Annotated in this window: 14 protein-coding genes; 13 read left to right on the plus strand and 1 reads right to left on the minus strand. The window is 67.0% G+C overall.

Going from position 1 to position 14913, the window contains the following annotated elements; genetic code table 11:
• Positions 1–9 precede the first annotated feature (9 nt).
• On the minus strand, positions 10–744 hold the full coding sequence (locus tag ACQR0Z_RS12995) for a TonB family protein (RefSeq protein ID WP_434918881.1): 735 nt from the start codon (positions 742–744) through the stop codon (positions 10–12).
• Positions 745–927: 183 nt separating this feature from the next.
• Here ACQR0Z_RS12995 and ACQR0Z_RS13000 point away from each other — a divergent pair, with 183 nt between their 5' ends.
• From ACQR0Z_RS13000 to ACQR0Z_RS13060, 13 genes are all read left to right on the plus strand, one after another.
• Complete coding sequence (locus ACQR0Z_RS13000; protein WP_434918882.1) at positions 928–1959, plus strand: L-idonate 5-dehydrogenase; 1032 nt, start codon at positions 928–930, stop codon at positions 1957–1959.
• Positions 1960–1975: 16 nt separating this feature from the next.
• Positions 1976–2902 (plus strand): sugar kinase, encoded by a 927-nt coding sequence (locus ACQR0Z_RS13005; RefSeq protein WP_434877047.1) that lies wholly within the window; start codon positions 1976–1978, stop codon positions 2900–2902.
• On the plus strand, positions 2899–3543 hold the full coding sequence (eda, locus tag ACQR0Z_RS13010) for a bifunctional 4-hydroxy-2-oxoglutarate aldolase/2-dehydro-3-deoxy-phosphogluconate aldolase (protein WP_434918883.1): 645 nt from the start codon (positions 2899–2901) through the stop codon (positions 3541–3543). The genes ACQR0Z_RS13005 and eda overlap by 4 nt, the downstream gene beginning before the upstream one ends.
• A gap of 238 nt (positions 3544–3781) precedes the next feature.
• Complete coding sequence (ytfQ, locus tag ACQR0Z_RS13015; protein WP_434918884.1) at positions 3782–4747, plus strand: galactofuranose ABC transporter, galactofuranose-binding protein YtfQ; 966 nt, start codon at positions 3782–3784, stop codon at positions 4745–4747.
• Between the two features lie 232 nt (positions 4748–4979).
• On the plus strand, positions 4980–6530 hold the full coding sequence (locus ACQR0Z_RS13020) for a sugar ABC transporter ATP-binding protein (protein ID WP_434919305.1): 1551 nt from the start codon (positions 4980–4982) through the stop codon (positions 6528–6530).
• The gene (locus ACQR0Z_RS13025) at positions 6527–7519 is read left to right on the plus strand and encodes an ABC transporter permease (protein WP_434918885.1); all 993 of its coding nucleotides are present in this window, start codon (positions 6527–6529) and stop codon (positions 7517–7519) included. Before ACQR0Z_RS13020 ends, ACQR0Z_RS13025 begins: the two co-directional genes overlap by 4 nt.
• Complete coding sequence (gene yjfF, locus ACQR0Z_RS13030; protein ID WP_434918886.1) at positions 7516–8541, plus strand: galactofuranose ABC transporter, permease protein YjfF; 1026 nt, start codon at positions 7516–7518, stop codon at positions 8539–8541. The genes ACQR0Z_RS13025 and yjfF overlap by 4 nt, the downstream gene beginning before the upstream one ends.
• A complete protein-coding gene (locus tag ACQR0Z_RS13035; protein WP_434857211.1) occupies positions 8538–9281 on the plus strand; it encodes a FadR/GntR family transcriptional regulator in 744 nt (247 codons plus the stop codon). Before yjfF ends, ACQR0Z_RS13035 begins: the two co-directional genes overlap by 4 nt.
• A complete protein-coding gene (locus tag ACQR0Z_RS13040) occupies positions 9278–11014 on the plus strand; it encodes an IlvD/Edd family dehydratase (RefSeq protein ID WP_434918887.1) in 1737 nt (578 codons plus the stop codon). Before ACQR0Z_RS13035 ends, ACQR0Z_RS13040 begins: the two co-directional genes overlap by 4 nt.
• A gap of 10 nt (positions 11015–11024) precedes the next feature.
• Positions 11025–11954 carry a dihydrodipicolinate synthase family protein gene (locus tag ACQR0Z_RS13045; RefSeq protein WP_434918888.1) on the plus strand — a complete coding sequence of 310 codons (930 nt, stop codon included), beginning with the start codon at positions 11025–11027 and terminating at the stop codon, positions 11952–11954.
• Between the two features lie 3 nt (positions 11955–11957).
• Entirely contained in the window at positions 11958–12884 is a 927-nt protein-coding gene (locus ACQR0Z_RS13050; protein ID WP_434877042.1) for a Gfo/Idh/MocA family protein, read from the plus strand.
• A gap of 3 nt (positions 12885–12887) precedes the next feature.
• Positions 12888–13967 (plus strand): aldose epimerase family protein, encoded by a 1080-nt coding sequence (locus ACQR0Z_RS13055; RefSeq protein WP_434918889.1) that lies wholly within the window; start codon positions 12888–12890, stop codon positions 13965–13967.
• A gap of 2 nt (positions 13968–13969) precedes the next feature.
• Complete coding sequence (locus ACQR0Z_RS13060; RefSeq protein ID WP_434919306.1) at positions 13970–14851, plus strand: SMP-30/gluconolactonase/LRE family protein; 882 nt, start codon at positions 13970–13972, stop codon at positions 14849–14851.
• Positions 14852–14913 lie beyond the last annotated feature (62 nt).

Genomic DNA, 14913 nt, shown 5'->3' on the forward strand with positions numbered 1-14913 from the left:
TCGCGCGGATCAGCAGCCCCGGCAGACGCCGTTGACCTTTCGTCGGGCGTCTTCGTCGTTCCAGACACCCCTGGGAGCGAATACCAATTCGGCTGTCAGTTTGATCGGTGAAATCAGCTCCGAGGGCATGTGGGGGAAGGGTTCAATCGACCTGAGCCAGGCGAGGGTCTGATCATCGAACGCTTTCCGTCCGAAGCTCTTGGTGACCTTGGCCTCGACGAGGTGGCCGTCGCGATCGAGTGAGAAGGCGATGGTCGAATGCGATTCCCCGGGGATATTGGCGCCGTCTGGCAAGGTGCGTAGATGGAGCCGCAAATGGTGTTGGACATCGCTGCGATAGGCGAGCTCCCGAGCCGGTGTCTGACCGGTCGGAGGCCATTGCAGGTCGACGTGGCCGATCCGCCGCTGCATCCCCAGATTGAACGTTGTCTTGATTTCATAAGGGGCGTTCAGCTCGTCAGGAACCCGCGGAAACGCGTGGATGCGCCTGATGCTGGCGAGAAGGTCTGCATCGTCGGCGGGCGAGCCGGAGCTTTGATCGACGATTGCATCCAAGAGCTTCCCGTCCCGGCCGATCGAGAACACAACGCCGACATCAACGGCCTTGGTCTGCAACCGTCTCGGAATGACCCAGCTGTTTTCCGAGAGGTGCTGTTGAAGCTGCCGCTTGAACGCCATCTCGTCCGCGAACGCCGTGCCGGATATCGACAGCAGAACGAGAAGAAACAGACTGAAGTGGCGCATTGAGACGAGACCCCGTGATTGGCAAACAACCTTAACTTTCTGGTCCAATGTTGTCGCGGCTGTTCAGGCTGGCGCGCCGGCCGGGCGGTTGAGGCGGGCAGTCCTCGCAACGAAGCGCTTGCCGGCCCCGGCTCCTCGTGGTCTAGGATCGGCGGATAAGAGAAAGACAGGGAGACCCGGCTGATGCGTGCCGTCGTGATACATGCGCCCAAGGACCTGCGCATCGACAGCTTCCCCGACCCGGCGCCGGACGCAGGGCAGGTCCGCGTCAAGATCGCGGCCGGCGGCATCTGCGGCTCGGATCTGCATTACTACCATCATGGCGGCTTCGGTACGGTGCGGATCAAGCAGCCGATGGCGCTTGGGCACGAGATCGCCGGCGTGGTCGCTGCGGTGGGGGCCGGGGTGACAGGGATCGCCGAGGGCACCCGCGTTGCCGTCAATCCGAGCCTGCCCTGCGGCCACTGCGCCTATTGCCGCGAGGGGCTGCGTAACCAGTGCCTGGACATGCGCTTCATGGGCAGTGCGATGCGCGATCCGCACGTGCAGGGCGGCTTTCGCGAATTCATCACCGTTCATGCCTCGCAGGCGGTGCCGATCGCGCCGTCGCTGTCGCTCGGAGAGGCGGCGATGGCCGAGCCGCTGTCGGTCTGCCTGCACGCCGCGCATCAGGCGGGATCGCTGCTCGGCAAGCGCGTGCTGGTCACCGGCTGTGGACCGATCGGCGCGCTGGCGATCCTGGTCGCGCGTTACGGCGGGGCGGCCGAGATCGTCGCGACCGATGTCGCCGAGGCCCCGCTCGCGGTGGCCCGCAAGCTCGGCGCCAGCCACGCCTTCAACGTCGCTGCCGATCCAGCGGCGCTCGATCCCTGGCGGGCGGGGAAGGGCACGTTCGACGTGTTGTTCGAGGCCTCCGGCAACCAGGCCGCGCTGCGCGCGGCGCTCGATGTCATGAGGCCGGGCGGCGTCATCGTGCAGCTCGGGCTCGGCGGCGAGATGACGCTGCCGCTCAACACGCTGGTCACGAAGGAGCTGCAATTGCGCGGCACGTTCCGGTTCGACCGTGAATTCGATCTGGCGGTGCGGCTGATGGGCGAGGGTCTGCTCGACGTGAAGCCGCTGATAACAGCCACGCTGCCGTTCCAGGAGGCAATTTCCGCCTTCGAGCTCGCCAGCGATCGAAGCCGCGCGATGAAGGTTCATTTGACGTTTTGAACAATGGATTGAGCCGATGAGAGTCGCCTGCATCGGAGAGTGCATGGTGGAGTTCGCGCAGGAGGACGGCAGCCTGTTCAGGCGCGGCTTCGGCGGCGATACGCTCAACACGGCGCTCTATCTGTCCCGGCTCGGCGTGCCCACGTCCTACGTCACGGCGCTCGGCGACGACCCCCTCAGCGCGATGATGCTGGCGGCCTGGCAGGCCGAGGGCATCGATATTTCGCAAGTGCTGCGGGTCGAGGGCCGGGTGCCAGGCCTCTACATGATCGAGCGCGACGCCAAGGGCGAGCGTAGTTTCCTGTACTGGCGCGACCGGGCTCCGGCGCGCGAGCTGTTCGATCGCGCCGACCCGGCGATGCTCGACCGTCTGTCGCGCTTCGACGTGATCTATCTCTCCGGCATCAGTCTCTCGCTGTATGGCGAGACCGGCAAGGCCAAGCTGCGCGAGCTCCTGACGGTGGCGCGCAAGCGCGGCGCGCGCGTGGTGTTCGACGGCAACTACCGGCCGCGCGGCTGGGCCAGCCGGGAGGTCGCGCAGCGCGCCTTCCGCGCCATCCTGCCGCTGGTCGACATCGCGCTGCCGACGCTCGAGGACGAGCAGATGCTGTTCGACGACGCCGATGCCTCGGTCTGCCTGCGCCGCTTCAGGGATGCCGGGGTGAGCGAGGTCGTGATCAAACGCGGCCCGCGCGGCTGCCTGATCCATGCCGATGGCGTGCTGGTCGATATCGCGCCGCCCGCCGTGCTGCAGCCGGTCGACACGACGGCGGCCGGCGATTCCTTCAATGCCGGCTATCTCGCCGCGCGCATCAACGGCGCGCCGCCGCGCAAGGCGGCGTTGGCCGGCCACCGGCTCGCAGGCGCTGTGATCATGTCGCCTGGTGCGGTGATCCCGGCTGCGGCGATGCCCACGGACATTTTGGCACTCAGCGAGGCGTGATGAGCAATCAGGACAAGCGTGCGAAGCTCGAGGCGGTGTTCGCGCTGGCGCCGGTGATCCCGGTGATCACGATCGAGGACGCTGGCCGCGCCGTGCCGCTGGCGCGCGCGCTGGTCTCGGGCGGCCTCCGCGTCATCGAGATCACGTTGCGCACGCAGGCCGGCTTTGATGCCGCGCGTGCGATCATTAGCGAGGTGCCCGAGGCGAAGGTCGGCATCGGCACGGTGCTGACACCGGCAGACTACGAGCGCGCCGCCAGGCTCGGCGCGGCATTTGCGATCAGTCCAGGCATGTCGATCGAACTGCTGGACGCGGCCAACGCTGGCGAGCTGCCATTCGCGCCGGGCATCCAGACGCCGTCGGATCTGATCGCCTGCGTGACGCGCGGCTATGACCTGGTGAAGTTCTTTCCCGCCGTCCCCGCCGGTGGACTTGCCGCGCTCGATGCGCTGGCCGGTCCGTTTCCCAACGTGCGCTTCTGCCCCACCGGCGGCATCAACGCCGGCAATGCCGCGCAATGGCTCGCGCACAAGAAGGTCGTCGCGATCGGCGGCTCCTGGGTGGCGCCCGCGTCCGACATCAAGGCGGGGGCTTGGGCCGCGATCGAGCAGCGCGCCCGCGAGGCGGCGACCCTGCGCTGAACGTCCGTAGCTACAACTTCAAATATCAACCGCGTTGCCGCCGCTCCCAGGCGGTGCTGCGGCGCGCCAATTTGCTCCCACAAAAAGTATTACAGTCAAATAATATTACTAGTCAGCCCCGAGGTTCCGTGGAATAACGGACCCCGTCGGCCGTCGAGGCCGGTGAAACGGTGCGAAGACACCGCAGATCGCGGTGACGCATCGAAAACAGATTTTATTGTGTGGGAGAGAACGTCTGATGACCCTGAAAGCCCTGTTTGCGGCCTCGGCAACGGCCGCCCTGCTGCTTGCCACGTCCGCTAGCGCCGCGGAGCTGACCGTCGGCTTTTCGCAGATCGGATCGGAGTCCGGCTGGCGTGCCGCCGAGACTTCGGTCTCGAAGTCGGAAGCCGCCAAGCGCAAGATCAATTTGAAGATCGCCGACGCCCAGCAGAAGCAGGAAAACCAGATCAAGGCGATCCGCTCCTTCATCGCGCAGGGCGTCGACGCCATCTTCCTGGCGCCGGTCGTGGCCTCCGGCTGGGACGCCGTGCTCAAGGAAGCCAAGGAAGCCAAGATCCCGGTCGTGCTGCTCGACCGCGACATCGATCCCGCCGGCAAGGACCTCTATCTGACCGCCGTGACCTCCGACAGCGTGCATGAAGGCGCGGTCGCCGGCGAGTGGCTCGCCAAGACCGTGGCCGGCAAGGACTGCAACGTCGTCGAGCTGCAGGGCACCGTCGGCGCCAGCGTCGCCACCAACCGCAAGAAGGGCTTCGACTCCGTCGTCGCCAAGAACGCCAACCTGAAGGTCGTGCGCAGCCAGACCGGCGAGTTCACCCGCGCCAAGGGCAAGGAAGTGATGGAGAGCTTCATCAAGGCCGAGAGCGGCGGCAAGTCGATCTGCGCCGTCTACGCCCACAACGACGACATGATGGTCGGCGCGATCCAGGCGATGAAGGAAGCGGGCCTCAAGCCGGGCAAGGACATCCTGACCGTCTCGATCGACGCGGTGCCGGATATCTTCAAGGCGATCGCCGCCGGCGAGGCCAATGCGACCGTCGAGCTGACGCCGAACATGGCCGGCCCGGCCTTCGATGCGATCGTCGCCTTCAAGGAGAAGGGCACGGTGCCGCCGAAGTGGATCCAGACCGAGTCGAAGCTCTACACCTCGGCTGACGAGCCGATGAAGGTCTACGACAGCAAGAAGGGCCTGGGCTACTGAGCCTATGAACTCTCCGTCGTCCTGGCCTTGTGCGCAAATGCGTACCTGGAGCCAGGACCCATAGCCACCGAAGCTGATGAGGCGCACGGTATTGGCCAAGTGCCTCAATCAACCCATCCGCGGTATGGGTCCCGGCGTTCGCCGGGACGACGAAAATAGGTGCTGGCGTCCGCATTCTAAGCGGACGTCAGCTTTCTGGCTGATCTCCAATCGTCTCGCCAAGTAGTCCATGATGTCTGATCCTTCAGCTCCGCCGGCGACGCGTCCCTCCCTCCTGGACATCCGTGGCCTGTCGAAGAGCTTCGGTACGCTGAAAGCGCTCGATGGCGTCGACTTCACGCTGGGTGAGGGCGAGATCCATGCGCTGCTGGGCGAGAACGGCGCCGGCAAGTCGACCCTGATCAAGGTCGTCACCGGCGTGTTCGCGCGCGACGCGGGCACAGTGCGGCTCGCCGGCCGCGAGATCGCGCCTCGCTCGGCAAAAGATGCCGTCGATGCCGGCATCGCCACCGTCTATCAGGAAGTGAACCTGCTGCCGAACCTGTCGGTGGCGCAGAATCTGTTTCTCGGCCGCCAGCCGACGCGTTTCGGCGTCGTGCGCGAGGGCGAGATGAAGCGGCGCGCGCGTGCGCTTCTGCTCGATTACGGTCTCGACATCGACGTCGGCGCGCCGCTTGCGAGCTTTTCGGTTGCGGTCCAGCACATCACGGCCATCGCGCGTGCCGTCGATCTGTCGGCGCGCGTGCTCATCCTCGACGAGCCGACCGCGAGCCTCGATCGTCACGAGGTCGAGATCCTGTTCAGCGTGATGCGCAAGCTGGCCGATCGCGGCATCGGCATCGTCTTCGTCAGCCATTTCCTCGATCAGGTCTATGAGATCTGCGATCGCGTCACCGTGCTGCGCAATGGCCGGTTGATCGGGTCGCGCGACATCGCCGACCTGCCGCGGCTCGATCTCATCCGCATGATGCTCGGCCGCGAGCTTGCCGAAACGACGCATGAGCGCGCTGCGAGCCAGCCCGACACGGCGCGCGAGGTCTGCGTCAGCTTCAAGGGCTTTGGCAAGCAGGGCTATGTCGCGCCGTTCGATCTGGAGCTGCGCCGCGGCGAGGTCGTCGGACTCGCGGGCCTGCTTGGCTCGGGCCGGACCGAGACGGCGCGGCTGGTGTTCGGCGCCGAGCGCGCCGACAGCGGCGAAGCCACGATCGACGGCAAGGTCATCAAGCTGAATTCGCCGCGCGATGGCGCAGGCTTCGGCTTCGGCTATTGCCCGGAGGAGCGCAAGACCGAGGGCATCGTCGCCGATCTCACGGTGCGCGAGAACATCGTGCTGGCGCTGCAGGCGCGGCGCGGCCTGCATCGTCCGCTGTCGCGGCGCGAGCAGGACGAGATCGCGATGCGCTATATCCGCATGCTCGACATCCGGCCGCCGGATCCGGAGCGGCCGATCGGGCTGTTGTCCGGCGGCAATCAGCAGAAGGCGCTGCTGGCGCGCTGGCTCGCGACATCGCCGAAGCTGCTGGTGCTCGATGAGCCGACCCGCGGCATCGACGTCGGCGCCCATGCCGAGATCATCCGCCTGGTCCGCGAGTTGTGCGACCAGGGCTTGGCGCTGCTCGTCATCTCCTCCGAGCTCGACGAGATCGTGACCTATTCGAACCGCGTCGTGGTGTTGCGTGATCGCGAACATGTCGAGGAGCTGAAGGGCGACGCCATCGAGGTTTCCAGCATTCTCGCGGCGATCGCCGCCGACACCGCGCCGGCGCACGAGGCCGCATCATGACGCTCCGCATCCCCCGCCGCGGCATGGCCCAGGCCTTGGCGCTGATCATCATCCTGATGATTGATCGCCTGGTGTCGCCGCAGTTCTTCAACCTGCATCTGCAGGATGGCCGTCTCTTCGGCAGCGTGATCGACGTGCTCAACCGCGGCACGCCGGTGGCGCTGCTGTCGCTCGGCATGGTGCTGGTGATCGCGACCGGCGGCATCGACCTGTCGGTCGGCGCCGTCATGGCGATCGCGGGCGCCACCGCGGCGAGCCTCGCCGACACCCATTCGCTCCCGGTCGTGCTGGTCTCGGCGCTCGCCGTCGGCCTCGCCTGCGGGCTGTGGAACGGCATCCTCGTCGCTGTGCTGCGGATCCAGCCGATCGTCGCGACCCTGATCCTGATGGTCGCCGGGCGCGGCATCGCGCAGCTGATCACCGAAGGCCGCATCGTCACCTTCACCTCGCCGGATCTCGTGTGGATGGGCAACGGCGCCGTGCTCGGCCTGCCGACCCCCGTGGTGATCGCCCTGGGCATGCTGCTGGTGACGGCGGCGGTCGTGCGCGGCAGCGCGCTCGGGCTGCTGATCGAGGCGACGGGCGGCAATGCGCGCGCCAGCGAGCTGTCGGGCGTCGGCACGCGCGCGATGATTCTGTCGGTCTATGTCTGGTGCGGGCTGTGCGCGTCGCTCGCGGGCGTGATCGCCGCGGCTGACATCATGGGCGCCGACGCCAATAATGCGGGGCTGTGGCTGGAGCTCGACGCCATCCTCGCGGTCGTGATCGGCGGCACCTCGCTGTTCGGCGGCCGCTTCAGCCTCGTGCTGGCGGTGGCCGGCGCGCTGATCATCCAGGCCATGAACACCGGCATTCTGCTCTCGGGCTATCCCCCGGAGCTCAATCTGCTGGTCAAGGCCGTCGTCGTGCTGGCGGTGCTGCTGGCGCAGTCGCCCCGGCTCGGCGATCTCTCGCGCTTTACCGCGCGCTGGCGGAGGACCAAGCCATGAAGGCCTCGACCTCGGTTGCGATCACCGCTTTCGTGCTGGTCGCAGGCTTTGCGCTGTGCGCGCTGCAATTTCCGAACATCGCCTCGACCCGCGTCGTCGCCAATCTGCTCACCGACAATGCCTTTCTCGGCATCGTCGCGGCCGGCATGACCTTCGTCATCATCTCCGGCGGCATCGATCTCTCCGTCGGCTCGGTGATCGGCTTCACCACGGTATTCACCGCGCTCGCGATCGAGCGCTGGGGCATTCCGCCGCTCGCGGCCTTCGCGCTGGTGCTGGTGCTGTGCGCGCTGTTCGGCGCCGCAATGGGCACGATCATCCACGTCTTCGAGCTGCCGCCCTTCATCGTGACGCTCGCCGGCATGTTTCTGGCGCGCGGCATCAGCTTCCTTCTGTCCACCGAGTCGATCCCGATCACCGCGCCGATCTACAGCGCCGTTTCGGATTTTGCGATCAAATTGCCCGGCGGCGGGCGGCTTACTGCGATCGCGATTGCGATGCTGGTGATCCTCGTCGTCTGCGCGCTGCTGCTGCACCTGACGCGGTTCGGCGCCAACGTCTATGCGCTCGGCGGCAGCCGTGCCGCGACCGCGCTGATGGGCATCCCGGTCGGGCCGATGACGATCCGCATCTATATGCTGTCCAGCGTGCTTGCGGGCCTCGCCGGCATCGTCTTCTCCTTCTATACCGCGGCCGGCTATTCGCTGTCGGCGGTCGGCGTCGAGCTCGATACCATCGCGGCCGTCGTGATCGGCGGAACTTTGTTGACCGGCGGGCAGGGCTCGGTCATCGGCACCTTCCTTGGCGTCCTGATCCAGGGCATGATCCAGACCTACATCAATTTCGACGGCACGCTGTCGAGCTGGTGGACCAAGATCGCCACGGGGGTTCTGTTGTTCGTCTTCATTGCGCTGCAGCAAGGTCTGATGGCGCTCGCGCGCCGCTCATCCGTCAAGCCCGCAGGGGCCAAGCTGGCGGGCGTCAAGCCCGCTGAGGTCAAGCCTGCAGGGGCGCCGACATGACGTCGTCGCACATCGTCTCGATTCCGACGCGGCGGGCACATTCCAATCACGCCGAAGTCGCCCGCAGCATCGGTATCGACATCATCTCGGGCCGTCTTGGCGAAGGTGCGCGGCTGCCCGGCGATGCCGAGCTGACCGCGACGTTCGGCGTGTCCAGGCCGGTGCTGCGCGAGAGCGTCAAGACGCTGGTGGCCAAGGGCCTGCTCTCGACCAAGGCCCGCGTCGGCACCGTGGTGCGCGAGCGCTCCGCCTGGAACATGTTCGATCCGGACGTGCTGGCGTGGCACCTCGACGCAGGGATCGACAAACGCTTCCTCGCCGACCTCGCCGAGATCCGGCTGGCGATCGAGCCGCGCGCGGCGGCGCTCGCGGCCGAACGCCGCAGCGAGGACGACGTCGCAGCCATGCGCACGGCGATGGCAAAGATGGAGCGCGAGCCGTCGACCTCGGTCGCCTTCGCCGACGCCGACCTCGCCCTGCACATCGCGATCGCCAACGCGTCCGGCAATCCCTTCATGCGCTCGATCGGCGCGGTCATCGAGGCGGCACTGCGTGCCTCCTTCGTGTTGAGCGCACCGGTCGAGACCGCCGATCGCGACACCGTGCTGGTCTGGCACCAGCGCATCATCGATGCGATCGCCAATGGAGACCCCGAGGGTGCCTCGGAAGCCATGATCGAAGTCATCTACAACGGCCGGCGGCGTCATGCGCAATCGGCTGCACGAACGGACCAGGAATGAGCAACGACAAATCAGACAAGCAGCTGCGCAGCCAGGCGTGGTTCGGCCGCCAGGACAAGATGGGCTTCTATTATCGCTCATTCCTGAAAAACAGCGGCACGCCGCAGGACCGTTTCGAAGGCCGGCCTGTCATCGGCATCTGCAACACCTGGTCGGACCTGACGCCCTGCAACGCGCATTTCCGCGTCATTGCCGAGCACGTCCGCCAGGGCGTGCTCGATGCCGGCGGCTATCCGCTCGAATTCCCGGTCTCCTCGCTCGGCGAGGTGACGATGCGCCCCACAGCGATGCTGTTCCGCAACCTCGCCTCGATGGACGTCGAGGAAGCGATCCGCGCGCATCCGCTCGACGGCGTGGTGCTGCTGATGGGCTGCGACAAGACCACGCCGGCGCTCCTGATGGGCGCGGCCTCGGCCGACCTGCCGGCGATCGGCGTCTCCGGCGGGCCGCAGCTGCGCGGCGTCTATCGCGGCCAGATCATCGGCTCCGGCACCAACATCATCTCGATGAGCGAGCAGTTGCGCGCCGGCGAGATCACCCTGAAGGAATTCCACGAGGCCGAGGCCGGCATGAACCGCTCCGCCGGCAGCTGCATGACCATGGGCACGGCCTCGACCATGGCCTCGATGGTCGAGGCGCTCGGCATCGGCCTTCCTGAGAACGCCGCGATCCCAGCCGCTGACGCTCGCCGCAATCTGCTGGCCCGCATGGCTGGCCGGCGCATCGTCGAGATGGTCAACGAGGACCTCAAGCCGTCGGACATTCTGACGCGCCAGGCGTTCGAGAACGCGATCCGCACGCTGGCGGCGATCGGTGGCTCGACCAACGCCGTGGTGCATCTGCTCGCGATCGCCGGCCGCGTCGGCGTCGAGCTGACGCTGGACGATTTCGACCGGCTGTGCCGCGACGTGCATTGCCTCGTCGACCTGATGCCGTCGGGACGCTTCCTGATGGAGGACTTCTACTACGCCGGCGGCCTGCCGGCGGTGCTGCGCGCGCTCGGCGAGCGTGGCCTGCTGCACAAGGACGCGCGCACCGTCAACGGCAAGACGCTGTGGGACAACGTGGCGGAAGCGCCGAACTACAATGCCGAGGTGATCACGCCGTTCGAGACGCCGTTCAAGACGGAAGCCGGCATCGCGATTCTCAATGGCAACCTGGCGCCGAACGGCGCGGTCATCAAGCCGTCGGCGGCCTCGCCCGAGCTGATGAACCACACCGGCCGCGCCGTCGTGTTCGAGAGCGTCGAGGAGATGCACGACGCGGTCGATGACGACAATCTCGACATCGACGCCTCCTGCATCATGGTGCTGAAGAACTGCGGCCCGAAGGGCTATCCGGGCATGGCCGAGGTCGGCAACATGCCGTTGCCGGCGAAGGTGCTGCGCCAGGGCGTGCGCGACATGATCCGCATCTCCGATGCGCGTATGTCCGGCACGGCCTACGGCACCGTGGTGCTGCATGTCGCGCCCGAAGCCACCGTCGGCGGACCGCTGGCGCTGGTGAAGAACGGCGACATGATCACGCTCGACGTGCCCGGCCGCCGGCTGCATCTGCATGTCAGCGACGAGGAGCTGGCCGCGCGCCGCGCCGCCTGGACGCCGCCGAAGCCGCATGCCGATCGCGGCTATCAGAAGCTCTACATCGATCACGTGCTGCAGGCCGATCGCGGCGTGGATTTCGACTTCCTGGTCGGCCGCACCGGCTCGCCGGTGCCGCGCGACAATCACTAAAGAGGGGCCCATGACCGCTTCCGCCAAAAAGCTCTACAAGGGCGTCTTCCCGGTCGCGCCGACCATCTTCGACGCCGACGGCCGCCTCGACCTCGAGGGCCAGAAGCGCGCGATCGACTTCATGATCGACGCCGGCTCGCACGGCATCTGCATCCTCGCCAACTTCTCCGAGCAGTTCGTACTCACCGACGACGAGCGCGACCTCGTCATGACCACGGTGCTGGAGCATGTCGCAGGCCGCGTGCCGATCATCGTCACGACCACGCATTTCTCGACCTTCGTCTGCGCCGAGCGCTCGCGCCGCGCGCAGGACAAGGGCGCCGCGATGGTCATGGTGATGCCGCCCTATCACGGTGCCACCTTCCGCGTGCCCGACAGCTCGATCTACGAGTTCTATCGCGGCGTGTCGGATGCGATCTCGATTCCGATCATGGTGCAGGACGCGCCGGTCGCGGGGACGCCGCTGTCGGTGCCGTTGCTCGCGCGCATGGCCAAGGAGATCGAGAACCTCGCCTATTTCAAGATCGAGGTGCCGCGCGCCGCCGACAAGCTGCGCGCGCTGATCGAGGCGGGCGGCGCTGACATCCAGGGCCCGTGGGACGGCGAGGAGGCGATCACCCTGATGGCCGATCTCGACGCCGGCGCCACCGGCGCGATGACCGGCGGCGGCTATCCCGACGGTATCAGAAAGATCATCGATCCCTATTTTGCAGGCGATCGTGACGCGGCGGCCGCGGCCTATGAGCGCTGGCTGCCGCTGATCAACTACGAGAACCGCCAGTGCGGCCTTGCGACCTGCAAGATCCTGATGAAGGAGGGCGGCGTGATCAAGCACGATACGCTGCGCGCGCCCCAGCCGCCGATCCATCCGGCGACGCAGAAGGGCCTGATCGAGATCGCGCGCCGGCTCGATCCGCTCGTGCTGCGCTGGGGACGCTGAGCCATGAGCGAGCTTCGTGTCGCCATCGTCGGCTTCGGCAAGATCGCCAAAGACCAGCACGTGCCGGCGATCGCCGCCACCGAGGGCGTGACCCTGACCGCCGTGGCGAGCCGCAACGCCTCGCTGCCGGGCCTGCCGCATTTCGGCTCGATCGAGGAACTGCTGCGCGACGGGCCGGAGATCGACGCGGTGTCGCTGTGCACGCCGCCGCAGGTCCGCCGCGCCCAGGCCCTGGTCGCGCTCGAGGCCGGCAAGCACGTCATGCTGGAAAAGCCGCCGGGCGCCGCCGTGAGCGAGCTCGATCCGCTGGTCACGCTCGCGGCGAAGAAGCAGCGCACGCTGTTCGCCACCTGGCATTCTCGCTACGCGCCGGCCGTCGAGCCTGCGCGCGCGTGGCTGGCGCAGCGCGAGATCCGCAGTGTGCGCATCGACTGGAAGGAGGACGTCCGCGTCTGGCATCCGGGTCAGGCCTGGATCTGGGAGCCGGGCGGGCTCGGCGTGTTCGATCCAGGGATCAACGCGCTGTCGATCCTGACGCGCATCCTGCCGGAGCCGGTGTTCGTCACCGAGGCCGAGTTGTCGTTCCCGTCGAACTGCCAGGCGCCGATCGCGGCCAATCTCTCGATGTCCACGGCGAGCGAACTGCCGATCGCGGCCGAGTTCGACTTCCGTCAGACCGGGCCGCAGAGCTGGGACATCCGCATCGAGACCGATGCCGGGCAGCTGAAGCTGTCGCTCGGCGGCGCGCGCATGACAGCGGATGATCAGGTGATGATCGACGAGAAGGAGCGGGAATATCCCGGGCTCTATCGCCGCTTCGTCGAGCTGACCAAGACTGGCGCCAGCGACGTCGATCTGGCGCCGCTCCGACTGGTGGCCGATTCCTTCCTGCTCGGCCGCCGCAACATCGTCGAGCCGTTCGAGGACTAAGCCATGGCCGAGACCCGGATCACCAGGGATGTGTTTGGCAGCCTGCCTGATGGCCGCGAGGTCGAGCGCGTCACCTTGCGTGGCGCCGGTGGCTTCGAGGCCCGGATCATCACCTTCGGCGCCGCGCTGCAGGCGCTGCTGGTACCGGATGCGCATGGCGCCGTCGACGATGTCGTGCTCGGCCATGACGACCTCTTGAGCTACGTCAAGCTCCGCAAGTTCTTCGGCGCCACGGTCGGACGCTATGCCAACCGCATCGCCGGCGCGCGCTTCACGCTGGATGGCGACGACGTGCGCCTGGAGGCCAATGACGGCGCGCATGCGTTGCATGGCGGGCCCGACGGTTTCGACCGCAAGCTCTGGCAGATCGTCGCCATCGAGGACGGCGAGCAGCCCTCGGTGACGCTGCTCTATGTCAGCCCGGACGGCGAGGCGAACTATCCGGGACGGCTCGACGTCCGCGTCACCTATCAGCTGACCGGGCCGACGGAACTGTCGGTGACCTTCGCGGCGCGGACCACCCGCACCACGATCGTCAATCTGACCAATCACAGCTTCTTCAATCTCGACGGCCTCGCGGCCGGCACGGGCATCCTCGATCATCGGCTGACCTTGGCCGCCGACCACTATCTCGCGATCGACGAGACGGCGATCCCGCTGCCTGGGCCGCCGGCTGACGTCGTCGGCACGCCGTTCGATTTCCGCGAGGCGCAGGCGATCGGTGCGCGCATCCGCGCCGACGATGCGCAGATCAAATGCGGCCGCGGCTACGACCACAATTTCTGCCTGCGCGCGGGCGACGGCGTGCGCTTCGCGGCCCGGCTGGAATCGCCGCGCTCGGGCCGCGTCATGGAGCTGCTGACCGATCAGCCCGGCCTCCAGGTCTATTCCGGCAACTACATCGACGCGACCGTGAGCGGCAAGGGCAGGGTGTTCCGGCAGTCCGATGCGCTCTGCCTGGAGCCGCAGGTCTGGCCGGACACGCCGAACCGCCCGGATTTCCCGAGCGCCAAGCTCTCGCCTGATGACGTCTACAAGCATCAGACCATCTATCGCTTCTCGACCACGGGAGCGTCCGCATGATGATGGAGCAGGTGCCGACCACCATCCTTTGCGCTGAGCACTGCCATCTCGGCGAGGGACCGACCTACGATCCCGCGACGGACACGGCCTGGTGGTTCGACATCCGCGAAGGCCTGCTGTTCGAAGCCAAGATCGGCGGCGGCGAGGTTCGCCGTCATGTCCTGGGCAAGATGGCGAGCGCGCTCGGCCGGATCGATGCGAAGCGGCAACTGATCGTGGCCGAGGACGGGCTCTATATCCGAACCATCGCCGACGGCGCGCTGTCGCTGTATCTCCCGCTCGAGGCCGACAATCCGGCGACGCGGTCGAACGACTCGCGCGTGCATCCCTCGGGCACGTTCTGGATCGGCACCATGGGCCGTAAGGCCGAGCGCGGGCTGGGCGCGATCTATGCGCTGCATCGCGGCGAGATCGTCCGTCTCTTTCCGAACGTCACCATCCCGAACGCAATCTGCTTCACCGCTGATGGCGCGACCGGCTATTTCGCCGACACCGACGAGAACGTGCTCTACCGCGTCGCGCTCGATCCGCAGACCGGGCTGCCACGTGGCGAGCCGGAGGTGCTGCTGCGCCATACCGGGATCGGTGGGCTCGACGGCGCGGTGGTCGATGCCGAGGGGCGGATCTGGAACGCGCGCTGGGGCGGCGGTTGTGTCGACGTCTACAGCCCGCAGGGCGAGCATCTGCGCAGCGTCGCGGTTCCCGCCAGCCAGGCCAGTTGTCCCGCCTTCGTTGGCCCCGATCTGTCGCGCCTGCTGGTCACATCGGCCTGGCAGGACATGGACGCGGCGGCCAAGGCGGCCGACCCCGGCCACGGCCAGACCTTTCTTCTCGATGTCGGCGCAAGGGGACGCGCCGAGCCCGACGTCGTGCTGTCGATCTGAGAGGAGGAACAATCAAGTCGAGCGTCGTTCAGCCTAACAGCTAACTGGTATCAAGATACGCA

It is taken from the genome of Bradyrhizobium sp. HKCCYLS3077, assembly GCF_051167555.1.
Taxonomy (GTDB): Bacteria; Pseudomonadota; Alphaproteobacteria; order Rhizobiales; family Xanthobacteraceae; genus Bradyrhizobium.

Bases quoted from the DNA above. Each gene is read 5' to 3' on its own strand.
- ACQR0Z_RS13020 (WP_434919305.1), top strand. From the start codon at position 4,980: ATGTCTGATCCTTCAGCTCCGCCGGCGACGCGTCCCTCCCTCCTGGAC.
- ACQR0Z_RS13035 (WP_434857211.1), top strand. From the start codon at position 8,538: ATGACGTCGTCGCACATCGTCTCGATTCCGACGCGGCGGGCACATTCC.
- yjfF (WP_434918886.1), top strand. From the start codon at position 7,516: ATGAAGGCCTCGACCTCGGTTGCGATCACCGCTTTCGTGCTGGTCGCA.
- ytfQ (WP_434918884.1), top strand. From the start codon at position 3,782: ATGACCCTGAAAGCCCTGTTTGCGGCCTCGGCAACGGCCGCCCTGCTG.
- ACQR0Z_RS13000 (WP_434918882.1), top strand. From the start codon at position 928: ATGCGTGCCGTCGTGATACATGCGCCCAAGGACCTGCGCATCGACAGC.
- ACQR0Z_RS12995 (WP_434918881.1), bottom strand. From the start codon at position 744: ATGCGCCACTTCAGTCTGTTTCTTCTCGTTCTGCTGTCGATATCCGGC.
- ACQR0Z_RS13005 (WP_434877047.1), top strand. From the start codon at position 1,976: ATGAGAGTCGCCTGCATCGGAGAGTGCATGGTGGAGTTCGCGCAGGAG.
- ACQR0Z_RS13040 (WP_434918887.1), top strand. From the start codon at position 9,278: ATGAGCAACGACAAATCAGACAAGCAGCTGCGCAGCCAGGCGTGGTTC.
- ACQR0Z_RS13050 (WP_434877042.1), top strand. From the start codon at position 11,958: ATGAGCGAGCTTCGTGTCGCCATCGTCGGCTTCGGCAAGATCGCCAAA.
- ACQR0Z_RS13060 (WP_434919306.1), top strand. From the start codon at position 13,970: ATGGAGCAGGTGCCGACCACCATCCTTTGCGCTGAGCACTGCCATCTC.
- ACQR0Z_RS13055 (WP_434918889.1), top strand. From the start codon at position 12,888: ATGGCCGAGACCCGGATCACCAGGGATGTGTTTGGCAGCCTGCCTGAT.
- ACQR0Z_RS13025 (WP_434918885.1), top strand. From the start codon at position 6,527: ATGACGCTCCGCATCCCCCGCCGCGGCATGGCCCAGGCCTTGGCGCTG.
- ACQR0Z_RS13045 (WP_434918888.1), top strand. From the start codon at position 11,025: ATGACCGCTTCCGCCAAAAAGCTCTACAAGGGCGTCTTCCCGGTCGCG.